Here is a 23771-nt window from a genome sequence, read left to right as displayed (position 1 = left end):
TTGGCGTTGTCGAGGAATGTGGCCGTGATCAAGCTGCCGAAGCTGTTTCGGCCCAAGCGCCGCGATGCCGCGGTGGCCGCCCCCTTCTTCGATCCCGCCTTCTACCGCTCGGCCTATCCCGACGTGGCTTCGGGCGGCGGCGACCCGCTTCGGCACTACCTCGACCATGGCTGGCTGGAGGGCCGCGACCCGTCCGCGGTGTTCTCGACGTTGTTCTACGCCGACTACCACCTCGCTGACCGGGCGTCGATCAATCCGCTTCTCCATTATGCGGGGCTCTCGCCGACCGAGCGGCTGCGGGTCGCGACGCAGCCGGGCCCGGATTTTACGGCGCTCCAGGCCGGCGTGGTCGAGCCCTATTTCGATGCGCCGTATTATGCCCGTCTCGCCGGTCTCGAGGCAGGCGAGGACCCGCTCACCCACTACCTGACCAAGGGCTGGCGGCGCGGGCTCGACCCGAACGACGCCTTCTCGGGTGATGCCTACCTCCAGCGCCACGCGCATATGCGGCGCCTCGGCGTCAGCCCGCTCTATCATTTTGCCGCGACGCGACGGCTCCAGGCCTCGAAGGCTGCAGCCCCGCCCGCGCGGCGCGCCAAGCCGCAGGCCGCAATGCTGCCCGCCGACCCGGCCGAAGCCTCCGACGCGCAGATCTACGAGACGGTGGCGGCGGCCTTCGACCGGGAGCACTACCTCGACACCAATCCCGACATCCGCCGCTCCGGCGTCGATCCGGTCCGCCATTTCCTCGATTTCGGCGCCCGCGAGGACCGCGACCCGAGCCCCGACTTTTCGGTGCGATTCTACCGGAAGCACTACCGGCGGGAGATCGGCGCCGGGGTGAACCCGTTCTTCCACTATCTCGCGGTGGGTCAGCCGCGCGGCTTCCGGCCGACACCGTTCGGTCTCGGCACCTGGCCCGCGCAGGTCGCGCCGACGCCGGCCGAGTGGGAGCAGGCCAAGCCCGCCGCCGACATCGCGGCGGCGCGGGTCGTGCTGATCATGCCCGTCTACAAGGGCTACGACGACACCCTGCGGGCGATCCACTCGGTGCTGAGTGCAGGGCAGGCCACCGCCTTCGCCCTCCTCGTCATCGACGATTGCAGCCCCGATCCGCGCCTGAGCGCGGCTCTGGCCGACCTCGGCGGCCGCGGCCTCTTCACTCACCTCGTCAACGAGGCGAATCTCGGCTTCGTACGGACCTGCAACCGCGGCCTCGAACTCGCCGCAGGCAAGGATGTCGTGCTCCTCAACGCCGACATCGTCGTCTACGGCGACTGGCTCGACCGCCTGCTCTGGCACCTCGACGCCGACCCCCGTGTCGCGACGGTCACGCCGTTCTCCAACAACGCCACGATCTGCAGCTATCCGCGGCCGAACGTCGACAACCAGGCCCGGCTCGAGATCACGCCCGCCGAGATCGACGCCTTCACCCGCGTCTGCAACGCCCGCACGAGTTCGCCGGTGCCGACCGGCGTCGGCTTCTGCATGGCGATGCGCCGGGAGGCGATCGCGGCGGTGGGGCTCCTCGACGCCGAGACCTTCGGGCGCGGCTACGGCGAAGAGAACGACTTCTGCATGCGCGCCCTCAAGGCGGGCTTCACCAATGTGTTGGCCCACGACATCTTCGTGTTCCATTCCGGCAGCGTCTCCTTCGGCGCCCTGCTGGCGACCAAGGGCGCGGACATCCTGCGTGCCCTCCTGACCAAGCACTCCGACTACCAGCGCCGGGTCCACAACCACATCGAGGTCGATCCCGCGCGCTTCGCCCGGCGCCGCCTCGACCTCTACCGCTTCGCCAAGCGCGCCACGGCCAGCGCCGGGCGCGGCATCGCCCTGATCGTGACCCACGATTTCGGCGGCGGGGTCGAGACCCATATCGAGGCGCTGAGCCTCCGGCTCGCCGAGGCCGGTCTCGCCGTCGTCTATCTGCGCACCGACGAGCCCGGTGGGTTCAGGCTCGGCCTGCCCGGATCGGGCGGGATCGACTTCCCCGTCTCGATCCTCGACCCGCTCTCCCTCGACCGGGATGCGGATCTCCTCGCCGAGCTGATCGGCTGGCTCAGTCCGGCAATGGTGCATGTCCACTCGCTGGCGGGGCTCGATGCCCCCTCGACTCGCGCGGCGATGCGGCTGGTCGAGGAGGCGGGCACCGGCTACGACGTGACGCTGCACGACTACGCCTCGGTCTGCCACCGCAACAACCTCGTGCGATCCGACGGCGTCTATTGCGGGTTGGCGGAGCCCTCCGCATGCCGCGACTGCATCCGCCTCGATCGTGACGCCGACGGGATCGTGTTGCCCGATCCCGCCGAGAGGCGGCGGGACTGGGCCGGGTTCCTCGACCGCGCCCGGACGGTGTATGTTCCCTCGGCCGATCTCGCGGATCGAATCGGCAGCACGCTGCACCTCGACTGCCTCGTGCTGCGCCCGCACGAGGAGATGCTTCCCGTGATCGAGCCGCGTCCGCGCCAGCGGAGGGATGGCCCGTTGAGGGTCGCGGTGATCGGATCGATCGGCCAGCAGAAGGGCTACGACGTCGTCCACAACCTCGCCCTCGATGCGAGACTGCGGCAACTGCCGATCGCGTTCACGATCATCGGCTACTCGGCCGAGCCGCGGGCGATGGAGGCGGCGGGCGTGCGCGAGACCGGTCCCTACGGTGGCGACGCGGCGGCGATGACCGAGATCGCCCGGCTCGATCCCGACCTCGTTCTGTTTCCCTCGATCTCGCCGGAGACCTACTGCTACACGCTCTCGCTGGCCCTGGCGGCCGGGGTGCCGCCGGTGGTGTTCGATCTCGGCGCCCAGGCCGAGCGGCTGCGCGCGAGCGGGGCGGGCCATCGCCTCGATCCCGCGCTGGCCGACGACCCGCAGCGGCTGAACGCGGCCCTGCTCGCGCTTCCCATCGACGCGCTCTGGGCCGCCCGCGAGCCGTTTCGGCCGACCGTCTACCCGCGGATCCTGGAAGATTATTATGGCCTCGACGCGGCCGCCCTCTCGAACATCGCGCCCGAGGCGGGGAGGGAAGGGGCCGCTTCGATCGATCACCGGGACGGGCTGCGCGCCGCGCGATCCCGCCACATGTCATAGACGGGGCTGCGACTCAGCGGCTACAACGGTCAAGCTAGGCGAGTCTCGCGCGGTCTCGCCTCGGCGTTCGTTGCAAGCCAAGGGGAAGCCCATGACCACGCAGAACCTCAACGTGACCGCCCGCGAACGCGACACGCTCCTGGCGGCGTTGCGCTACTATCAATTCTACCGGATGCAGGGACATCCGTTCGACCCGCGCAAGGACGACCTGATCGACACCATCGCCGCCAGCAGCGGCGAGGCCCTCGACGTGACCGAGATCGACGATCTCTGCGCGGGCCTGAACGGCAACCGCCACGCCCTGGCCAGCGTGGCCGCCTGAGAAGCCTCCGCGACGCCCGCCGGGGCCCGATCAAGTCACTCAGGTCAGAAGGGCATTGAGGAGAACGGCCGCTCCGAGGCCGAGCACGAACGCCGCCGCGAGCAGCGATGTGTCCGCGGCGGTCATCGGGAGGCTTCGCCCGCCGAGATGCCGACCAGAAGCGGCCGGCGGGTGACCACGACTTGCCCCGGAACCGGCGCTCCGTCGTCGATCCGGGCACTCACCGGAACCGTGCCACCCGCTTGCGGCAGGCGCTGGGTGAAGGCTTTGGCCGAGCCGGCCGGGCTCGGCACCGCTTCGACGAGGGACGGCGCGAGCAGGGCGTAGGCTGCCATCACCGTTCCGGCCGCCGCGATCTTGATCAGGTCCCGCATGATGTCCGCCCCTCCAGACCGGAGCCTTCGGCTCTCGTGTGGGGCGGTTCTACCGACCCCTGGTTGCCGGCGGATTTCCTCGTACGGTTACCGGATTGCGTCGCGCGTGATCGACGAAACATCGGAAACGGAACGTTTGGCCCGCCAGCCCAAGCGCGACCTTAGGGCCGGAACGCGCCCGTGGATGAGCGCCAGCGCACCCGGCATCGCTCGCTCCGCGCCCGCAGAGGCGGAGAGAGCGCTCGCCGAGGCGCCGAGGGAGGCGGTCGGGTGGAAGCCCGTGGGCCTACCCGCCGAACACCGAGGTCAGAACCTCGCCGCCACGGTTGATCGCGACTTCCCACAGGCCGAGATTGCGTTGCGTCACCCGCTCCAGATCCTTGGTCGAGGTGATCGGCATGCCGTTGATCGCCACGATCACGTCACCCTTGCGGAAGCCCGCCCGGCCGGCGAGCGAGCCGTCTTCGACGGTGGTCACCGCCACGCCCTCGTCCGGCAGATCCGCCTGAAGCTCCTCGCCCACCGCGGGCGAGGTGTTGACGAAGGTCGCGCCCGCGAACGGCGTGCGAGTGCGGACCTTGAGGCTGTCGCGGGGCCGCGTCTCCGGCGCCGGTCCGAGCTTGATCTGGATCGTCTGCCGCTTGGTGCCGCGCAGGATGCCGAAATCGGCCGTGCCGGAAATGCCCTTGAGGGCGTAGCGGTAGCCGAAGGCTTCCGGATCTTCGACGGTCTGTCCATCGACCGTGAGGATCACGTCGCCGCGCTTGAGGCCCGCTTCCTCGGCCGGGCTCTTGGCCTGCATGCTCGCCACCAGGACACCGGTCGGCCGGTCGAGCCCCACGCTCTCGGCGATATCCGGGGTCACACCCTGCACGCGTGCCCCGAGCCAGGGCCGGCGCACGAGGCTGCCGCCGCTCTTGGCGGTTTCCACCACGGCGCGGACCATGCTCGCGGGGATGGCGAAGCCGATGCCGTGGCTGCCGCCGGACTGCGAATAGATCGCGGTGTTGATGCCGACGAGATGCCCCTTGAGGTCCACGAGCGCGCCGCCGGAATTGCCTGGATTGATCGCCGCATCGGTCTGGATGAAGAACTGGTAGTCCGACGATCCGACCTGGGTGCGGGCGAGCGCCGAGACGATGCCCTGCGTCACCGTCTGACCGACACCGAAGGGGTTGCCGATCGCCATCACGAAGTCGCCGACCTCCAAGTGGTCGGAATCGCCGATCGGCATCGAGGCGATGTCGGCCGGGCCCTTGATCTTGAGCACGGCGAGATCGGTGCGGGGGTCGCGCAGCACGATCTGCGCCTCGAATTCGCGCTTGTCGGCGAGCGCCACCTTCACCTCGTTCATGTTCTCGATGACGTGGTTGTTGGTGATGACGAGGCCCGAGCCGTCGACGATCACGCCCGAGCCCAGGGAGCGCTGCGCCCGCTCGCCGGGCATGCCGCTGGGGCCGCGGCCCGGACGGTCCTCGCCGAAGAAGCGGCGCATGAACTCCTCCATGGCGTTGGAGCGCGCGGAGCGCTTCTCGACATGGGAGGCATAGACGTTGACCACGGAGGGTGCCGCCCGCTTCACCACGGGGGCGAAGGAGAGCTGGATCTCACCCTTCGAGAGCGGCACCGCCTTGTCCGGGGAGGCCTTCTCCGCGGCGGGCTTTCCGGGCGTGTTCGCCATCTGCGCGCTCGCGGGCGCGGTGGCGAGTAGCACGGATACGAGGCAGGCCGGCAGGAGCGGCGAGGAGGGCATGCGAGGTCTCCGGAGGTCGCTGGAGCGGTGGCGGGGTATGTAGACCCTGGGACCGCAGCGCGCGAGGGGCTGGCGCAGCGTCCGCGCATGCGGCATGGGCCGCCGATGCGATGCCGGCTGCGTGCGCCTTGCCGTCCTGCCCGACCCAAATGCCGGTGCCCGCCTCCGGGAAGGCCTTGTCCTCGGTCGGCTCCGGCTCTGCTCAGGCACAGCTGGAGCTCACGACGCGGGGGGCTTTTCACCGCCGGTTGGCCGCGCGGGGACTGACGAAAAAGGGGCAGCCGCCCGATGGCGACTGCCCCGATCTCATGCCTCGGCCGGTTCTGGTTTCAGTGCCGGCGGGCGGTGTCGTGCAGGCGGTTGGCGCTGCGGACGATCGCGCTGAAGCAGCTCAACGAGGCGTCGGCGGCGCGCTGCATCTCCGTGACCTGAAGGCGGATCGCCTCCGCCGGTGACTTGGCTTGGGCCAGAGCCTGGAAATGGGCGAGCACCGCTTCGCTCTCGCCGCGCGCGAAGGCGAACAGCTTGGCATTGATCTCGGTGAGCGGCGCGAGAGTGGGCGCGAAAGCGAAGTTCACGCCGATGCGGACGCTGTGCCTCTTGGGCCGGGCGTCGTCGGACGGCTTGGTCTCGGCCAGAGTCGTCGGCAGCAGCGCCGTCTGGGCGAGCGTCTCGGTCGCCGTCTCGACGGTTTCGACCGCCTCGGATGCAATGGTTGCCGGTTCGGCGGACAGGGCGGGCGCCTGCTCCGACGCAGCTGTGACCGTCTCCTCGGGAGACGTATCGGAAGACTTGTCCGGCTGCTCGTCCGCATCGGACTGCGGCTCGGCCGGGGCGGGCTCCCCGGACGCTTCGACGGCTTCGACCGCAGCATCGTCTGCGGGAGGCTCTGCCGCTTCCGCGGCCTGAACCTCGGCGGTCTCCGGCACGTCCGTCTCAGGCTCCGTGCCCTCGTCGGCCGGCGTCTCGGCCAACAGCGTGTCGGCCACCTCGGCCGGAGTTGCGGTGACGGTCGGCGGCTGGGTGGTGGCGGGCGCTCCGGGTGAGCGTCCCCTGCGGCGGCTCGACGACATGGGCCTTCTCCTCGTTCGAAACCCTCTGCCTCAGCGCGGATCCGAGCCGAGCCCGGAGCGCTGCGACGGAGCATAGCGTCGGAGCACGAGTGTGCCGAGCCCGCTCATCGCGGATTCGGCCTCTCATGCTCCCCGACGGGCCGGAGCCCGCAGCCGGACCGGATTAGCGGGCGGTGCTCTGAGCGAGGGCACCGTATTCCTTGGCCTGGGCCTGGAACGCGGCGAACTGGGTCTTCAGGAACTCGGACTGGATCTCGAAGGCCTCGCGCGGGTCCTTCGCGCGCACGACGCGCTGCACGTAGTCGAAGGTGGTGTCGGCGTTGGCCTTGACGTGGTCGAGGCTCTTGAGAACCGCCGCGTTCAGCGTCGACTGGACGGTCGAGGCCGAGTTCCGGAGCTGCTCGGAGGTCTTCACCGCACCGTTCAGGAAGGTGCCGAAGGCGTTGCGAGCCTGATCGACGCTCTTGTCGGCGAAGTCGCGGAACTCGGCGGGGATCTCGAAGCTCTGGGTGCTCATCTGTCTCTCCTGTCAGACGGACCGGGAGAATTTGGTGTCGGGGAGCGTACAGAGCATCCCCGCGGCTAACCGGCCCACACCTCATATGTTGCGGTGCAACATGAAAGTCAAGGACAGTTTCGAGCGATCGAACTGCAATGTCCGGCAGCGCCTCGAATCAAAGTAAGCTTTTGTTACAAATTATGATTCCACCGCGTGACAGTCCGAAGGGCCACCGCGGCAATTGGCACTATAATAGCGGAAAACGCCCTTTGCCAAGCGTGCTGCCTATGGAATGGACAACCACAGGCTCGGCGGCAGCCGGGGCCATATCGCACTGCCGCATTTTGTATTCGTCCCCGATCCGCCGATACAGCGCCAGCAGGGCACGAGCGTGGGCGGCGAGCGTCAGCGGCGCCTGCCAATATCTGTCATAGGCCTCCCGGCCGAGGCGGGCGGTCAGCGCGTCGCCCTTGAGCGCCTCGAAGGCGCCGGCCAGCGCTGCCACTTCCGGCTCGACGACGAAACCGGTCTCCCCGTCCGCCACCTTCTCCGCCGCGCCGGAGCGGCGCGACGCCACGACGGGAATCCCCTGGGCCAGTGCCTCGTAGACGGTGAGCGGCCCGGTCTCGACCCAGCGCGAGGGTGCGCAGAGCGCCCGCGCACGGCGGCGCAGGATTGCCTCGACCGCCTCCGGGCTTCTCCAGCCGAGCACCTCGGCGCCCTCCGCCCGCAGACGCGCTTCGAGCGGGCCGGCCCCGATGAACAGCGCGGGCAGTCCGGCCTGTCGCGCGGCCTCGGCGACGAGATCGGCGCCCTTCTCCGGAGTCAGGCGGCCGACATAGACGATCGCATCGCCCGAAGCCGGCATGGCCGGCGCCCGCTTCTCCACCCGCACCGGGTTGTCGATGCGGTGATGGCGCAGGCGCAGGGCCCCGGACCGTCCCGCCACCCGCGCCCGGCTGCCGTCGCAGACATGGATGACGTCAAGGTCAGACCCTCGCGCCGCGACCCGCAGGGCGGCGGCGCGACCGACCCGCACCAGCTTGTGCAGCCGGCTCTTCGGATCGCAGGCGGCCCCAAGGCAGGCGCCGGAGAGCGGGACGAGCGCGCAGGGCTCGGCCCGATCGAAGCGGTAATCGACACCGTTCGGACAGGTGAGGGCGTAATCGTGCAGCGTCAGCACCAGGGGAACGCCGCGGCCGAGCAGCACCGGCAGCACGGCGGGGGAGAGCGCGCGGGTCCACTGGTGGAGGTGAAGACAGTCGGGCGGCATCGGCAGGCCGTCGAGCGCGCTCGCGAGCCGCGCGGCGGCCTCGCCGTTCCAGATTCCCGAGGCCGCGCCGCGCCATGCCGGCAGCGACCACACATCCGGCAGGCCGAGGTCGATGCGGTGCAGGCGCGGATGGTCGAGCAGCGGATCGACGGGTCCGGTGATCGCCTGGATGTAGGTCACCACCGCGCCCGCCTCCGCGAGGCCGCGGGCGGATTCCACCGCAACCTTCTCGGCCCCCCCGCTCGCCGCGGCGAATTCGGCGAGAATCACGACGTGCATGGAAGCGCCCCGTCCGGAAGCGCGGGCACCGTCCCGAAAAGCGATTTTCCGGACGAAACGATGCTCTCGCGGTGAGGCCGCCCTGGCGCGGCGCGTGTCCGTTCAGGGTTTACGGGAGATCAACTGCCGGCTGGTAAACGTCGGCGAAACACCGATCCTCCGTGAGACACCGTGCATCGGGCGTGTCACGAGGTGGCGAGGGAGCGGGAATCGCCGTGCACGTCGTCCTCGTTCTCGACCATGCCCATATCAATGGCGGCCAAGCCAAGGTCGCTCTCGATTCCGCCGTGGGCCTGCGCCAGCGCGGCCACCGGGTCACGGTGTTCGCCGCGGTCGGCCCGGTCGATCCCCGGCTCGCCGAGAGCGGGGCGCGGGTGGTCTGCCTCGGGCAGGACGACATCGCCTCCACCACCAACAAGCTCGCTTTTGCCGCCCAGGCGATCTGGAACCGTAGCGCCACCGCCCGCCTCGCCGCGGAACTGACGCTGTGCGATCCCCGCGACACGCTGGTGCATGTCCACGCCTTCGCCAAGGCCCTCTCGCCCTCGATCGGTACGGCGATCCGGCGCTCGGGTCTCCCGTGCCTCTACACGATGCACGAGTTCTTCCTCGTCTGCCCCAATGGCGGCTTCTACGAATATCCGGCCGACCGGATCTGCCACCGCACCCCGATGTCGGCGGCCTGCCTCACCACGAATTGCGACGCGCGCTCCTACCCGCGCAAGCTCCTGCGGGTGGTGCGCCATCTCGGCCTGGAACACGTCGCCGGCCTGCCCAACCTGTTCCGCCATGTGGTCACGATCAGCGCGCTCCAAGAGCGGGTGATCGCGCCGCTCCTGCCTCCGCGCACGGTGTTCCACCGGATCGACAACCCGATCTCGGTCGAGCGGCAGCCGCCTGCGCACGAGGGACGCGGTGATGTCCTGTTCGTCGGCCGCATCTCGACGGAGAAGGGCGCGCCGGTCTTCGCCGAGGCGGCGCGGCGGGCCGGACTCCGCCCGGTTTTCGTCGGCGACGGTCCGAACGCGGCGGAACTGAAGGCGCGCTATCCCGAGGCGGTGATGCTCGGCTGGAAGACCGGGCCCGAGGTGCAGGCCCTGATGCGGTGCGCCCGCGCCCTGGTGTTCCCGAGCATCTGGTACGAGGGCCAGCCCCTCACGGTCTACGAAGCGCTCGCCTGCGGCTGCCCGGTCATCGTCTCCGATGCCTGCGCCGGGCGCGAGGCGGTGGAGGACGGCGAGAACGGGTTCTGGTTCCGCTCGGGCGATGCCGGCGCGCTCGCCGCCCATCTCACGCGGCTGTCGGACGACGCGCTCGCCGCCCGCATGGCCGAGCGCGCCTACGAGCGCTACTGGTCGGCGCCGCTCAGCGTCGATGCGCATCTCGACCGGCTGGAGCAGGTCTACGGCCTCGTGATGCGCGAGGCGCCTGCTTTTCGCCCAGTCGAGGGACCGGGCTTGCGCGGCGCGGCGTCCGCCGGCCTGTGAGCCGCGACGCAACAGGAACGCCCGCCTCGCGTTGGTGCGCATGAAGGCCGCGACACGCGGCGCGCCCGACAACGGAGACCGATCCCCATGTCCGAGACCACCAAGCAGCCGACCGACGAGACCAAGCCCAAAGGCTTCCAGCAGGACGGCCAGCGGGACGGCAAAGGCGACAAGTCACTGGCCGAGAACCAGAAGGACGAGAAGGACGAGCGCCTCGACGAGGCGTTGGAAGAGACCTTCCCGTCGAGCGATCCGGTCTCGGTGAAGATCACGAAGTAAGGGGCTGGGTGGGCGACCCGCCCGCCCTTCCGCCTCACGCTGCGACGTCCGGTTCCCGCCGAATCGGCCCGACGGCCTGCGGGCCGGGGCTTGGCCGATTCATGGGCCGACCGAACAAATAGCCCTGCACCTCCTCGCAGCCCTTGGCCCGCAAATGGGCGAACTGGGCTTCGGTCTCGACCCCCTCGGCCACGGTGACGATGCCGAGGCTTGCGCCGAGGCCGATCACCGCCTGCACGATCGCGGTCGAGTGCGGATCCTCGCCGAGTCGGCTTACGAACGAGCGGTCGATCTTGATCTTGTCGAAGGGAAACTTCTGCAAGTAGCTCAACGAGCAATAGCCCGTTCCGAAATCGTCCATCGCAATCCGGACGCCGAGATCCCGCAGGGCATGCAGCGTCGCGACGTTGGCCTCGCTCGCGGCCAGCAGCAGCGATTCGGTTACCTCCAGTTCGAGGCGATGTGGTGCGAGCCCGGAAAGGGCAAGCGCCTCGCGCACCGTCGCGACGAGGCCGGGATCGCGGAACTGCACCGGCGAGAGGTTCACCGCGATCCGAACCGGATCGGCCCACAGGCTCGCCTCGGCGCAGGCTTGCCGCAGGACCCAGGCGCCGATCGGGACGATCAGGCCCGCTTCCTCGGCGAGCGGCACGAATTCGGCCGGCGGGATCGCCCCCTCGACAGGATGGTGCCAGCGCAGCAGCGCCTCGAACCCGACGATCGCCCGCGAGCGGTTGGTAGGCGAGCGCGAGATCGCCCCGGGCGAAGGCCTCGTGCAGGTCGGCCTCCCGTCGGCGTCGGGACCGGTCCCAACTGTCCATCGCCGCCTCGAAACAATGGGCGATGCTGCCGCCATCCGCCTTTGCCCGGTAGAGAGCGAGGTCGGCGTGGCGCAGCAGGGTATCGGAATCGGTTCCGTGCTCGGGCAGGCCTGCGATGCCGATGCTCACGCCGATCTGGCACTCCCGGTCGCCGAGCCTGACCGGACGTGACAACGCCTCGATGATCCGGCCGGCGACGGCGGACACGGTCGCGGCGTCGGGGGTGCGCAGCAGCACCGCGAACTCGTCGCCGCCGAGGCGTGCGACCAGATCCTCCCCACGCAGGCACGCCGTGACCCGGTTCGCCACCGCGCGGAGCAGTGCGTCGCCCGCCGGGTGGCCGAGGGTGTCGTTGACGAGCTTGAACTTGTCGAGGTCGAGGCAGAGCAGGGCGGCGCCCGCGCCGGTGCGGGCCTGCTCGGCGATCACTTCCGCGAGGCGGGTCGTGAACAGCGCCCGGTTCGGCAGGCCCGTCAGCGCATCGTGGTGGGCCATGTGGGTGATGCGCGCCTCGGCGCGGCGCTGCTCGGTGACGTCGATGGCCGCGCCGAGCACCGCCGGCCGGCCCTCGAAGGCAAGGCTGCGCTCGAACAGCGTCACTTCGATCAACGAGCCGTCGGCCCGACGATGATGGTGCAGGCGGCCGTCGCGGGCGAATCCGCACGATCCGGCCTCCGACAGGTCCGGCAGGCCCCGGGCCAGGAAGGCTTCGCGGCTGTAGCCATAATGGGCGACCGCCGCCTCGTTCACGGCGACGAAACGGGCCGAATCCTGATCGACCAGCCACATCGGCAGCGGATTGCTCTCGAACAGGAAGCGAAACGAGGCCTCGCGCGCCTTGATGTCCCCGACATCGGTCATGGCGACGGCGACGAGATCGCCGATGGCCTGCGCCTCCACCTTCAGGTGCAGCGTCGTCCCGTCGGCGCGCGGCACGGCGAGTTCGAACGTCGCCCGATCGGTGCATCCCAGGACGCTCGACAGCCGTTGCGTCACACCGAGCCGCGCCGGGACGAGATCGCCCAGCCGCTGCCACTGCAGGCTCGCGACCGGCCGCCCGAGAATCTCTGCGGCGCCCTGATTGAGGGCGACGATCTTGAAGTCCGCGACCGCACCCGATGCCTCGCGGATCGCGCCGAGCGCCATCAGGCCCTGGCCCGTCGCGCCGAACATCGCCTGCATCAGCTCGGTGCGCACGCCCTCACCATCGACGTGGACGAGGAGGAGCGGCGTTCCGCTGCCGTTGGCGAGCGGGACGCCGACGAGATTCCAAGTGGTGACGACACCATCGGTGATGCGGTCGCATCGGGCCCCGGCGGGCTCGCCGGTGCGCAGGGCGGCGACCCCGATCTCCTCGATCGGCCGGCGGATCTCGTCGGGCATCTGCACGAGCGGCCGGTCGCGGATCTCGTCGTCGAACCAGTCGCGAAATCCCGGACCACCCCAGAGGATGCGCTCGGCCCGGCCCTCGCGGGTGGCGACCAGGGCGCAGCGGTCGGCCAGGCGGCCGAGCCTGCCCAGGACGACGGCATCGTAAGCCGGCATCGCTCCGGGACGGGGCCGGCAACTGCGCCAGTGCTGGACCAGCGCGGCGGCGTACGCGTCTGATATCGGGATGGGCAAGCGAAAGCCGTGCTCCGAGAGGATCGGATCACGGCCTAGCCATCATTCGTTGAGGGGGAGTATATGAGCCGGCTCTTCAGGCCGGATCGAAATGATGGGTCGCCCTCGACCAGTATAGTGCCGACCGAGGGCGCGTTGTGTCTTGATTATTGCTCCAGCAGGCGCCGGGCGATGACCTGGGCCTGGATCTCGGCGGCACCCTCGAAGATCGAGAGGATGCGCGCGTCGCAGAGCACGCGGCTGATCTTGTATTCCAGCGCGAAGCCGTTGCCGCCGTGGATCTGCAGGGCGTTGTCGGCCGCCGCCCAGGCGACGCGGGCGCCGAGCAGCTTGGCCATGCCGGCCTCGAGGTCGCAGCGCTTGCCCTCGTCCTTCTCGCGGGCGGAGAAGTAGGTGAGCTGGCGGGCGATGTTGATCTCCACCGCCATCATCGCGAGCTTGTCGGCCACGCGCGGGAACTCGACCAGCGCCTTGCCGAACTGCACCCGCTCCTCGGCGTAGCGCAGGCCGATATCGAGGGCCGACTGCGCCACGCCGATGGCGCGGGCCGCGGTCTGGATGCGGGCCGACTCGAAGGTCTGCATGAGCTGGGCGAACCCCTTGCCCTCGATCTCGCCGAGCAGGTTGTTGGCCGGCACCGCGAAATCCTCGAAGGAGAGTTCGTACTCCTTCATGCCGCGGTAGCCGAGCACCTCGATCTCGCCGCCCGACAGGCCCTCGACCGGGAAGGGCTCCTCGTCCGTGCCGCGGGGCTTCTCGGCGATGAGCATCGAGAGGCCGCGGTGGCCCTTCTCTTCGGGCTTGGTGCGCACGAGCACGGTCATGATGTCGGCGCGCACGGGGTGGGTGATCCAGGTCTTGTTGCCCGAGATCTTCCACTGGTCGCCGTCCTTGACGGCCTTGGTGCGCAAGCTCGCGAGGTCGGAGCCGGTGTTCGGCTCGGTGAAGACGGCGGTCGGCAGGATGTCGCCGCTGGCGATGCCCGGCAGGAAGCGCTGCTTCTGCTCCTCCGTGCCACCGCACAGGATCAGTTCGGCGGCGATCTCCGAGCGGGTGCCGAGCGAGCCGACGCCGATATAGGCGCGCGACAGCTCCTCCGAGACCACGCACATCGCGGCCTTGGGCATGCCCATGCCGCCGTATTCCTCCGGGATGGTGAGGCCGAACACGCCGAGTTCGGCCATCTTCTCGATGATCGACATCGGGATGTAGGCGTTCTCGAGGTGCCACTCATGGGCCTGTTCCACCACCTCGGCCTTGCCGAAGCGGCGCATCTCGGAGCGGATCGCCTCCATGTCCTCGTCGAGGCCCGAAGCGCCGATGGTCGCCGCACCCGCGCTCGTGGCCTCGCGGATCTTGGCCACCAGCGCGGCGCGGTTGGCGGGCGTGTTGCCCTCGGCCACCATGGCGTCGATCGCCGGCGTGCGCAGACCGGCGAGTTCGGCGGCGGTGAAGCCGAGCGCGGTCGGGCGGACCATCTCGCCCTGGCTCATCGGGATGCCGCCGAACATCTGGTCGAGATATTCGCCGATGCCGATCTTCACGAGCAGCGCCTCGGTCTCGCCGAAGCTGCCCTCGCCCTGAAGCCGCTCGGCGTAGTCGGCGAGTTCGCGCACCGCCTCGCCGTAGGTGGCGAGCCAGGAGAGGCCGTGGGCGGCGTGCTGCTCGCGCTCCAGCGCGCCCGCGTCGAGCTTGCCCTCGGGGCCCGTCACGCGCGCCTTCACGCGGGCGGTCGCCTCGGCGACGAGGGCCTTGGCGCCCGCGGCGGCGTCCTTGGCCAGGGCGACGAAATCGTTCGGGTCGTTGGCGGGCTGGACGGCGGGGGAAGCTGCCATGTGGGACTCTCTTCTCAAGCGCTCCGAGCCGAAGTGGATGGCATCACGGAGCGCGGTTCTCAGGAAAACGGTCAGATGCTTCCTTTATAGGTCGGATCGCCGGCACAATAGTGGTTTCTCATCGCCGCATCCCCTGTCTTTAGGCTGAATTCATCATACGGTTCACCGTGTTGCGCGAGTCTGAGGTCCGCTCGCCAAGCCGACGCCGGCGGCCGCCACCACCATGCCGGCGATCTGCACCGGGGTCAGCGCCTCGCCGAACATCACGTAGGCGATCGCCGCCGAAACCGGCGGCACGAGGAAGAGCAGCGAGGCGACGCCGGCCACCGCGCCGCGCCGGATCAGCGCCAGCAGCAGCAGGATGCCGCCGACGGAGTTGACGAGGACCGACCACGCCATGCCGAGGCCGAGCGGCAGGCTCGGGCTCAGATGCGTCTCGCCGGCGATCAGAGCGAGCGGGATCGCGAAGGCGGTGCCGCCGATGAATTGCAGGCAGGCATTGGTGACGAGGTCGGCGCCCGCGCCCTTGCGCTTCTGCCACAGCGTGCCCGCCGTCATGGCCAGCATCGCGGTGAGGCACACCGCGAGCGCGTCCGGCGGGATGCCGGCGGCATCGACCGCCCCGAGCTTCGGCGCGAGCACCAGCCCCGCGCCGAGGAAGCCGAGCCCGATGCCCGCCCAGCGTCGCGGCGCGACCCGCTCGCCGAGCAGCGGCTGCGAGGCGGCCGCGGTGAGGAGCGGCTGGAGGCTGCCGACCAGCGCGGCGATGCCGGCGGGCAGGCCGCGATGCACCGACCAGAACACCCCGGCGACATAGATACCCTGCATCAGCACGCCCGCGACCATCCCGTCGCGCCAGCCGGCGCCCTTGCGGGGCCATCGGGCGCGCAGGACGAAGGCGATGCCGGCCAGAACGAGCGCGACCAGGGCCAGCCGCAGGGCGACGAAGGCCAGCGGCTCGGCATAGGGCGCCACGTAGCGGGCGGCGACGAAACCGCTCGCCCAGATCAGCACGAAGGCGGCCGGGATCAGGCTGGAAAGAAGGCTCGACATGGCGCCCGGCAGGCAGCACGCAACCGACCTCATGGCAATCGGAGAAACCTGAGGGCGGCCATGCTCGGCCCGCGCCCGAGATTGACGCGCACCGCCCATTGGCCCGTATGGAGCGGCCCGCCTCGACTCAGCCGAAGAAGCCGTCTCCTCCCTTGAGCCGCCTAAAAAAGATTCTCGACGTGACGGGCATCGCCGCGCAGCGCTTCGTCGCCCATGACGGTTGGGCGATCGCCAGCCACATCGCGCTGTCGATGCTGACCTCGCTGTTCCCGTTCCTGATCCTGCTCGCGGCGCTCGCCGGCCTGATCGGCAGCAAGTCGCTGGCGGACGAGGCCGGCACGCTGATCTTCGACGCGGTGCCGCGGGAGGTCGCCAAACCCATCGTCGGCGAGGTCCACCGCCTGCTCACCGAGCAGCGCGGCGGCGTGCTGACGATCGGCGCGCTGCTGGCGCTCTACTTCTCGTCCTCCGGGGTCGAGTCGCTGCGGGTCGGTCTCAACCGCGCCTACGGCATCCGCGAGATGCGGCCGTGGTGGCTCACCCGGCTCGAATCGATTGCCTACGTCGTCTGCGGCGCCTTCGCGATGCTGGCCTTCGCGCTGCTCGTGGTGCTCGGGCCGTTGATCTGGCGCCAGCTCGTCTTCGTCGCGCCGGGGCTGGAGCCGCTGGCGCTCACCGTCGCCATCGGCCGCATCGGCGTCACCGCCTTCCTGATCGCGCTGGTGCTGGTGATCGCGCACAAATTCGTCGCGGCCGGGCGGCGGCCGGTGCTGGCGGTGCTGCCGGGCATCGCCGTGACGCTGGGCCTGTGGTTCCTCGCCGGCCTCGGCTTCGGCTACTATCTCGACCGCTTCTCGAACGCCTACGCCTCGACCTACGGGGGCCTCGCCACCGCGATGATCTTCCTCGTGTTCCTCTACTGGCTGGCGGCGATGTTCCTGTTCGGCGGCGAGGTGAACGGCACGGTCATCGCGGCGCGGCGTCAGCGGCTTCAGGGGCGGATGCGGGCGCGGCAGGCGGAAGCGGCGCGGGTGAGCGCGCATCCGCTGCCGTGATCTCGCCCATCAGCTTGCGCTCGCGGGCCAGTTCCGCGAGCCGCTCGATGCGGATGCCGTGGGGCGGCAGGTCGATCACGAAGCGCTCGGCCATCTCGCCGAGGACGAAATCGGGGCGGACGGCTTCGAGATAGTGCCAGTCGATCCCCGTCGACCATAGGAAATGCACTTCGCGGAAGGTGTCGGCCAAGAGCGCGGTGAGCGTCGCGACCGGGCTGTGGGTGGTGTGCTGCGCGTAGGAATCGCCGAAGATCACGAGGCGGCGCGGATCGGCCCCCGGATCGTCGTTGCGGAACACCGCGTGTGCGCCGAGATGGGCGTCGCCGCCGCGCCCGAGCGCCTCCATCTCCAGCAGCAGGGCATTGGCATGGATGCGCCGGGCCTCGCTCGCGATCGCGCTGCCTTCCGCCCATTCCGAGCGGTGGGGCATGAACTTCAGGCCGAGATCGCCCGTGAAGGGGAGGGCGATGCGCTCGCGCCGGGCCTCGATGTCGGCGCGCGCGGGCACGCCCATCCGCGCCAGGATCGTGCGGTAGGCCAGCGCGCAGCCTTGATGCGTCCAGTGGGTGTCGGTGCGCAGGTAGAGCGGCGGGCCGTCCTTCGCCGCGCGGAAGGCGCCCGTGAGATCGACCCAGGCGCGGGAACCCGGCGAGGCGGTGAGCCAGCGGGCGAGCCGGAGCGCGGGGGCGCGGGCCGGATCGAAGGCGAGCCCCTCGGCCCACTCGGGATAGACGGTGAGCTTTTCCGGGGCGAGGGCGTGGAGGTAGGTCGCGCCAAGCCGGGCGCAGCGCCGCATGCGGGTCTCGATGAGCCGCCGCCAGCGCCACAGCGTGGCGCGGGACACGCCCGGCCGGCCATATTGTTCCAGCACCCGGTTGTTGCCGCGGATCAGGAACAGCCAGCCGTCCCGGCCCTCGTACACGTCGGCGGCCGGGTCGGGGGTGGAGGTCATGCGCCGGTTTTAGCGGGTGGCCGAACTGCCGGCCAGGAAAACCCTCTCCCGCAGCGGGGAGGGGGTTTTCCGGTTCGGATTTTACCTGCCGAACAGCCGCTTGATTCCGGCGAGCAGGCCGCCGTTGCGGGCGGGCCCCTGCGTCGTCGTCTCAGACGGGGCCGGGGCGGATGCCCTGGTCGAGGCCACGACGGTCTGGACGAGGCCGAGCGCGGCCGTGTCGGTGGTCTCGCGGTCGATCAGGATCAGGCTGCCGGTGTCGCGGTTCTCGGCATAGGGATCGACGGCGATCTGCCGGTCGAGGGTCAGCGTCACGTCGCCGATATCGTTGACCGCGAGCTTGTCGGCGGGGCCGGCCTGTCCGGTCTCCGGATCGATCCGGCGGTGCACCGCCTTCACCACCGCGTTGACGGTCTGCGTGCCGACCTTCGCCCAGAGGTTGGCGCCGGGGGCAAGATCGGATTCGGCGGCCCAGAACAGGCGCACGTCGAGGCTGTCGGTCAGCGTCAGGGGCGCGTCCGAGGTCGCGATCACCGCGCCGCGCGAGGCATCGATTTCGTCGGCCAGCACCAGCGTGACCGACTGACCCTCGCTCGCCCGCTCCAGATCACCGTCGGCGGTGAAGATGCGGGCGATCGTCGAAGTCTTGCCGGAGGGCGCGACGGTGACGGCATCGCCCGGTGCGACGGAGCCCGAGGCGATCAGTCCCGAGAAGCCGCGGAAGTCCGAGTTCGGGCGGTTCACCCACTGCACCGGCATGCGGAAGGCGGCGGCGCGCTCCTCCGACTTCACCGGGACGTCCTCAAGGTAGCGCAGCAGCGGAACGTCCGTGTACCAAGTCGCGGCGGCACCCGGCAGCACGACGTTGTCGCCGTTCTTGGCCGAGAGCGGGATCGCCCGCACCTCGATGAAGTTCAGCGGCGCGGCAAAGGCCTGGAAGCCGGAGACGATCGCCTCGAACTTGTCTTGCGACCAGCCGACGAGATCCATCTTGTTGATGGCGAGCGCGACGCGGCGGATGCCAAGCAGCGAGACGAGCAGCGCGTGGCGCCGAGTCTGGCGGGTCAGCCCGTGGCGGGCATCGACCAGGATCACGGCGACGTCGGCGGTCGAGGCGCCGGTCGCCATGTTGCGGGTGTACTGCTCGTGGCCGGGGGTGTCGGCGACGATGAACGAGCGCCGGTCCGTCGAGAAGAAGCGGTAGGCCACATCGATGGTGATGCCCTGCTCGCGCTCGGCCTGGAGACCGTCGACCAGCAGCGCGAGATCGACCTCGCCCCCTTGCGTGCCATGCTTGCGCGAATCGCGTTGGAGCGCCGTCACCTGATCGTCGAAGATCTGCTTGGTGTCGTGCAGCAGCCGCCCGATCAAGGTGGACTTGCCGTCATCGACCGAGCCGCAGGTGATGAAGCGCAAGACTTCCTTGTTCTGGTGCTGGCGCAGGAAGGCGTCGTAGCCGAACGCTTCCGGAGACTGATGGATGGTCATCAGAAGTAGCCCTCCTGCTTCTTGCGCTCCATGGCGCCGGCGCCGTCCTTGTCGATGACCCGGCCCTGGCGCTCCGAGGTGCGGGCGGCCAGCGTCTCGCCGATGATCTCCGGCAGGGTCGCAGCCGGACTCTCGACCGCGCCGGTCAGCGGGTAGCAGCCGAGCGTACGGAACCGGACTTGTCGCAGCTCCGGGGTCTCGCCCGGTTCCAGCGGAAAGCGTTCGTCGTCGACCATGATGAGCTGGCCGTCGCGCTCGACGACCGGCCGCTCGGCAGCGAAGTAGAGCGGGACGATCGGAATGTTTTCCTGCTCGATGTAGAGCCAGATATCCAGTTCGGTCCAGTTGGACAGCGGGAACACGCGAAAACTCTCGCCGCGCCGCTTCTTGAAATTGTAGAGGTGCCACGGCTCGGCGCGCTGGCGCTTCGGGTCCCAGCGATGCTGGCCGTTGCGCAGGCTCACGATGCGCTCCTTGGCGCGGCTGGCCTCCTCGTCCCGGCGGGCGCCGCCGAAGGCCACGTCGTATTTGTACTTGTCGAGCGCCTGCCGCAGGGCCTGCGTCTTCATCACGTCGGTGTGCACTTCCGAGCCGTGGCTGACCGGGCCGATGCCCTTGGCGAGCCCGTCCTGATTCGTGTGCACGATGAGTTCGAGGCCGAGTTCCTTGGCGCGCCGATCGCGGAAGGCGATCATCTCGCGGAACTTCCAGGTCGTGTCGATGTGCATCAGGGGGAACGGCAGGCGCCCCGGCGCGAAGGCCTTCAGCGCCAGGTGCAGCAGCACCGACGAATCCTTGCCGATCGAGTAGAGCATCACCGGGTTCTCGGCCTCGGCGACCGCCTCCCGGAAGATGTGGATGCTCTCGGCCTCCAGACGCTGGAGATGCGTCAGGCGGGTGCGCGCGGGCGCGGCGACGGCAGCGCTCATCAGACCAGTTCCCTTCTGTGTTCGCGTGAGGTCGCGGCGCTCGCCGGTTCCTCGAAGGCCGCGGCCTCCTGTCCGGGCGCCACGTCACCGTCCGGCCTGTGCAGGTGCAGGCCGCACTCTTTCTTGGATTCCTGCTCCCACCACCAGCGGCCGGCCCGCTCATCCTCGCCGACCTTGACGGCGCGGGTGCAGGGCGCGCAGCCGATCGAGGGGAAGCCGCGATCGTGCAGCGTGTTGTAGGGAATGAAGTTGTCGCGCACGAAGCGATCGACGTCGGCGCGCGACCAGTCGGCCAGCGGGTTGACCTTGATCAGCCCGCGGCCCTCGTCTGCCTCCGCCAGCGGCGTGTCCGCGCGGTTGGCGGATTGCCCGGCGCGAAGTCCCGTGAACCACGCCGCCGCGCCGGTGAGCGCCCGGCCCAACGGCTCGACCTTGCGGAAGCCGCAGCAGGCCTGCCGCGCGGCGATCGAGTGGCGAAAGCCGTTGATGCCCTCGCGCGCGACGAACTCCTCCTCGGCCACCCGCTCCGGCGCATAGGCGCGGATGCGGATGCCGTAGGCAGCCTCCGTCTCGGTCCAGACGTCGTAGGTCTCGGGGTAGAGGCGGCCGGTATCGAGCGTGACGATCTCGGTGCGGCCCTTGTTCAGGGCGAGCGCGTGCGTGAGCGCCTGATCCTCGATGCCGAGGCTTGTGGTGAAGACGAGCCGGCCCGGGATGCGGTCCTCGACGAGGCGGATGCGCCCCCGGAGGTCCAGCCCCGCCATGGCTTCGGCGAGGTCCCCGGCCGCTCGGACGAGAGCAGCGGTCATGTGCGTAAAATCGGATTGCCTGCTTGTCGGAGCTCTGAAATGTTCGCTATAACGAACGCTGTCAAGGCGCCCGGACCCTTGCGGTGCTTTCGCGCACGCAATCCTCCGCTGCGTTGCGAACGAGCCTGCAACGGCCGCCGCGGCGGATCGTTGCCCAATTAGAAAAGAATCTTCTCAACGAGGCGCCCGATCGGGCTCGTCGCCCGGCGTTTCGGGCGGCGCCCTCTTGAGACCATCCTCGCCACCAATTCCGGAGAGGCCGACCTTGGACTCGATCGACCTGAAGATCCTCGCGCTTCTGCAGAAGGACGCCACGCTCTCCATCGCCGCCATCGGCGAGCAGGTCGGGCTGTCGCAGACCCCGTGCTGGAAGCGGATCCAGCGTCTCGAGGCCGACGGCGTGATCGACCGGCGCGTCGCCGTGCTCGATCCGGTGAAGCTCGGACTCGGCCTCACCGTCTTCGTTTCCATCGAAACAGCCGACCATTCCAAGGACTGGCTGGAGCAATTCGCCGATCGGATCGCGGCGATGCCGGAGGTGCTCGAATTCTACCGCATGGCCGGTGACGTCGATTACATGCTGCGCGTCGTCGTGGCCGACATGGCCGCCTACGACACGTTCTATAAGAACCTGATCGCGACCCTGCCTCTCAAGAACGTGACCTCGCGCTTCGCCATGGAAAAGGTGAAGTCGACGACCGCCCTGCCGTTGCCGGCGCCGCCCCCGCGGGGACGGGCCGAGCCGCGGCTGACAGTGGTCGGAGAATAAAATTCCTTTTTGCAGCGCAACAGCGAACAATCTCTTCTCTCTGCGGGGCGTTCTTTAAAACGGACGTTTCGACGTTGACAGCGGCGCTCCGGCGGACGACATGGCACCCACAATGTCCAGGCAAGCACTCCTCCCCCGTACGGCTCCCTTCGGAGATCAGGAGCGGGCCCATCTCGACGCGGCGCTCGGCGCGGCGACGCCGATTCAGCGCGCGTGGCTGACGGGCTTCCTCGCCGGTCTCGACGCGGCTGCCGGCCAGCCGGCTGCGGCGGCTCCGGCCCCCGCCGCACCCCCGAAGGCGGCCGAGCCGCTGACGATCCTGTTCGCGTCCGAATCGGGCAATTCCGAAAAGCTCGCGAGCGACGTGAGCAAGCTCGCGCGCAAGCAGGGCTTCAAGCCGAAGGTCGTGGATTTCGCCGATCTCGATCTGGCCACCCTGCCGAAGGCCGGCAAGGTCATCGCCATCGCCGCGACCTGGGGCGAGGGCGAGCCGCCCGCCCGCGCGGTGCGGGCCTATGGCGAGCTGATGTCCGATGCCGCGCCGCGCCTCGACGGCCTCGCGTTCGGCGTGCTGGCGCTGGGTGACACCAGCTACGCGGAGTTCTGTGCGATCGGGAAGGCGCTCGACGCGCGCTTCGAGGCGCTCGGCGCCAAGCGTGCCTACGACCGCGCGGATCTCGACCTCGATTTCGAGAAGCCGGCCGCCGAGTGGATCAAGGGGACGCTGAAGGCGCTGGCGCCGGCGGAAGTGCCGGCCGACAACGTGGTGGCCGTCGATTTCCGCGCCGGAGCCGAGGACGAGGACGGCGAAGTCAGCCGCGAGCCTGTGGTGGTCGAGGTGATCGACCACGTGAACCTCAACTCCTCGCGCTCCGACAAGGAGACGATCCACCTCGCCCTCGAATTCGAGGACGGGGCGCCGGCCTACGAGCCCGGCGATTCGCTGGAGATCTTCCCGGAGAACGACCCGCAGCTCGTGGACGAGATCCTGCGCGCGGCCGGGCTCTCGGGTGACGAGGCTCTGCGCAAGGCGCTGCTCGCCGAGCGCGACATCACCACGCTCTCGCCCACCACGGTCGAGCGCTTCGCCAAGGCGACCGGGCACGCCGACGCCCAAAAGTTCGTCGAGAGCGGCGAGGTGAAGGCCTGGATCGAGGGGCGGCACCTGATCGACCTGATCGAGCGCTTCCCCGCCGAACTGACCGCCGAACATCTCAACACCGTGACCCGGCCGCTGCCGCCGCGGGCCTATTCCATCGCCTCCTCGCGTAGGGAAGTCGGCGACGAGGTGCATCTCACCATCGCCGCCGTGCGCTACGAGACCCATGGCCGCGCCCGCTCCGGCGTCGCCTCGGTGCATGTCGCCGACCGGATCAAGAACGGTGCGAAGCTCCGGGTGCGGGTGAAGCCCAACAAGCATTTCCGCCTGCCCTCCGACCCGGCGACCGACATCATCATGGTTGGCCCCGGCACCGGCGTCGCCCCGTTCCGTGCCTTCGTGCAGGAGCGCCGCGCCACGGAGGCCCCCGGCCGCTCCTGGCTGTTCTTCGGCGACCGTCACTTCACCCACGACTTCCTGTACCAGCTCGAATGGCAGGACGCGCTGGAGGACGGCTCGCTGGCCAAGATCGACGTGGCCTTCTCCCGCGACCAGCCGGAGAAGATCTACGTGCAGGACCGGATCGACGCACAGGCCGCCGAGGTGGTGGAATGGCTCGATGGCGGCGCCCATTTCTACGTCTGCGGCGATGCCAAGAACATGGCCAAGGACGTGCGCGCCGCCGTGGTGCGCGCCTTCGAGAGCGTGAAGGGCCTCGGCAGCGCCGACGCCGAGGCGCATGTCGCCTCGCTGGAACGCGCCCGGCGCTACCAGCAGGACGTTTACTGAGGCACGACGTTGACTGAGGAAGGACGGCGTTCCTTCCCGATCTGGACCTCATCCTGAGAGGCTCGCGCCAGCGCGCTTCGCGGGAGGGCTCCAGGGATCGCCGCGAGATCCGGGGCC

At 69.5% G+C, this 23771-nt stretch carries 18 protein-coding genes and 1 pseudogene; 7 read left to right on the top strand and 12 right to left on the bottom strand.

Annotated features, from left to right (window positions below):
• Nucleotides 1-24 precede the first annotated feature (24 nt).
• Together E4V01_RS01655 and E4V01_RS01650 are read left to right on the top strand one after the other, a co-directional pair.
• Nucleotides 25-3093, top strand: a complete 3069-nt coding sequence (locus E4V01_RS01655; protein WP_135297171.1) for a glycosyltransferase — start codon at nucleotides 25-27, stop codon at nucleotides 3091-3093.
• Between the two features lie 91 nt (nucleotides 3094-3184).
• Nucleotides 3185-3415 (top strand): hypothetical protein, encoded by a 231-nt coding sequence (locus E4V01_RS01650; RefSeq protein ID WP_003597189.1) that lies wholly within the window; start codon nucleotides 3185-3187, stop codon nucleotides 3413-3415.
• A 122-nt stretch (nucleotides 3416-3537) separates the two neighbouring features.
• On the opposite strand, the gene E4V01_RS01645 is transcribed toward E4V01_RS01650, so the two are convergent.
• From E4V01_RS01645 to E4V01_RS01625, 5 genes are all read right to left on the bottom strand, one after another.
• Nucleotides 3538-3789, bottom strand: coding sequence for a hypothetical protein (locus tag E4V01_RS01645; protein ID WP_060769741.1), 252 nt, complete (start codon nucleotides 3787-3789; stop codon nucleotides 3538-3540).
• A 286-nt stretch (nucleotides 3790-4075) separates the two neighbouring features.
• The gene (locus tag E4V01_RS01640; RefSeq protein WP_060769742.1) at nucleotides 4076-5542 is read right to left on the bottom strand and encodes a DegQ family serine endoprotease; all 1467 of its coding nucleotides are present in this window, start codon (nucleotides 5540-5542) and stop codon (nucleotides 4076-4078) included.
• Nucleotides 5543-5871: 329 nt separating this feature from the next.
• The gene (locus E4V01_RS01635) at nucleotides 5872-6615 is read right to left on the bottom strand and encodes a phasin family protein (protein WP_135297170.1); all 744 of its coding nucleotides are present in this window, start codon (nucleotides 6613-6615) and stop codon (nucleotides 5872-5874) included.
• 163 nt (nucleotides 6616-6778) lie between these two features.
• A complete protein-coding gene (locus E4V01_RS01630; RefSeq protein ID WP_060769744.1) occupies nucleotides 6779-7132 on the bottom strand; it encodes a phasin in 354 nt (117 codons plus the stop codon).
• A gap of 229 nt (nucleotides 7133-7361) precedes the next feature.
• Complete coding sequence (locus E4V01_RS01625) at nucleotides 7362-8666, bottom strand: glycosyltransferase (RefSeq protein WP_135297169.1); 1305 nt, start codon at nucleotides 8664-8666, stop codon at nucleotides 7362-7364.
• A gap of 215 nt (nucleotides 8667-8881) precedes the next feature.
• On the opposite strand from E4V01_RS01625, the gene E4V01_RS01620 reads away from it, so the two are divergent.
• Together E4V01_RS01620 and E4V01_RS01615 are read left to right on the top strand one after the other, a co-directional pair.
• Nucleotides 8882-10153, top strand: coding sequence for a glycosyltransferase family 4 protein (locus tag E4V01_RS01620; protein ID WP_135297168.1), 1272 nt, complete (start codon nucleotides 8882-8884; stop codon nucleotides 10151-10153).
• Nucleotides 10154-10240: 87 nt separating this feature from the next.
• Nucleotides 10241-10432, top strand: a complete 192-nt coding sequence (locus E4V01_RS01615; protein ID WP_060769747.1) for a hypothetical protein — start codon at nucleotides 10241-10243, stop codon at nucleotides 10430-10432.
• A 34-nt stretch (nucleotides 10433-10466) separates the two neighbouring features.
• On the opposite strand, the pseudogene E4V01_RS01610 reads toward E4V01_RS01615, so the two are convergent.
• The 3 genes and pseudogenes from E4V01_RS01610 to E4V01_RS01600 form a co-directional block, all read right to left on the bottom strand.
• Nucleotides 10467-12876, bottom strand: a pseudogene (locus E4V01_RS01610) (putative bifunctional diguanylate cyclase/phosphodiesterase).
• 146 nt (nucleotides 12877-13022) lie between these two features.
• Complete coding sequence (locus tag E4V01_RS01605; protein WP_060769749.1) at nucleotides 13023-14711, bottom strand: acyl-CoA dehydrogenase family protein; 1689 nt, start codon at nucleotides 14709-14711, stop codon at nucleotides 13023-13025.
• Between the two features lie 162 nt (nucleotides 14712-14873).
• Complete coding sequence (locus E4V01_RS01600) at nucleotides 14874-15764, bottom strand: DMT family transporter (protein ID WP_060769750.1); 891 nt, start codon at nucleotides 15762-15764, stop codon at nucleotides 14874-14876.
• A gap of 107 nt (nucleotides 15765-15871) precedes the next feature.
• On the opposite strand from E4V01_RS01600, the gene E4V01_RS01595 reads away from it, so the two are divergent.
• Nucleotides 15872-16819: a YihY/virulence factor BrkB family protein gene (locus tag E4V01_RS01595; RefSeq protein WP_060769751.1), complete on the top strand. Its 948-nt coding sequence runs from the start codon at nucleotides 15872-15874 to the stop codon at nucleotides 16817-16819.
• On the opposite strand, the gene E4V01_RS01590 is transcribed toward E4V01_RS01595, so the two are convergent.
• From E4V01_RS01590 to E4V01_RS01575, 4 genes are all read right to left on the bottom strand, one after another.
• Nucleotides 16731-17771: a hypothetical protein gene (locus E4V01_RS01590; RefSeq protein ID WP_135297167.1), complete on the bottom strand. Its 1041-nt coding sequence runs from the start codon at nucleotides 17769-17771 to the stop codon at nucleotides 16731-16733. The genes E4V01_RS01595 and E4V01_RS01590 overlap by 89 nt on opposite strands.
• 81 nt (nucleotides 17772-17852) lie before the next feature.
• Nucleotides 17853-19259 (bottom strand): sulfate adenylyltransferase subunit CysN, encoded by a 1407-nt coding sequence (gene cysN, locus E4V01_RS01585; RefSeq protein ID WP_135297166.1) that lies wholly within the window; start codon nucleotides 19257-19259, stop codon nucleotides 17853-17855.
• Nucleotides 19259-20188 carry a sulfate adenylyltransferase subunit CysD gene (gene cysD / locus E4V01_RS01580; protein WP_060769754.1) on the bottom strand — a complete coding sequence of 310 codons (930 nt, stop codon included), beginning with the start codon at nucleotides 20186-20188 and terminating at the stop codon, nucleotides 19259-19261. The genes cysN and cysD overlap by 1 nt, the downstream gene beginning before the upstream one ends.
• Nucleotides 20188-20997 (bottom strand): phosphoadenylyl-sulfate reductase, encoded by an 810-nt coding sequence (locus E4V01_RS01575; RefSeq protein ID WP_060769755.1) that lies wholly within the window; start codon nucleotides 20995-20997, stop codon nucleotides 20188-20190. The genes cysD and E4V01_RS01575 overlap by 1 nt, the downstream gene beginning before the upstream one ends.
• A gap of 265 nt (nucleotides 20998-21262) precedes the next feature.
• Between E4V01_RS01575 and E4V01_RS01570 the strand changes: the two genes are divergently transcribed.
• Both E4V01_RS01570 and E4V01_RS01565 read left to right on the top strand, forming a co-directional pair.
• Complete coding sequence (locus E4V01_RS01570; protein WP_135297165.1) at nucleotides 21263-21766, top strand: Lrp/AsnC family transcriptional regulator; 504 nt, start codon at nucleotides 21263-21265, stop codon at nucleotides 21764-21766.
• Nucleotides 21767-21878: 112 nt separating this feature from the next.
• Complete coding sequence (locus E4V01_RS01565) at nucleotides 21879-23654, top strand: sulfite reductase flavoprotein subunit alpha (protein ID WP_060769757.1); 1776 nt, start codon at nucleotides 21879-21881, stop codon at nucleotides 23652-23654.
• Nucleotides 23655-23771 lie beyond the last annotated feature (117 nt).

It is taken from the genome of Methylorubrum sp. Q1, assembly GCF_004683995.1.
Lineage (GTDB): Bacteria > Pseudomonadota > Alphaproteobacteria > Rhizobiales > Beijerinckiaceae > Methylobacterium.
Note: the sequence above shows the minus strand (reverse complement) of the source record. Positions and strands in the feature narration are given on the sequence as shown.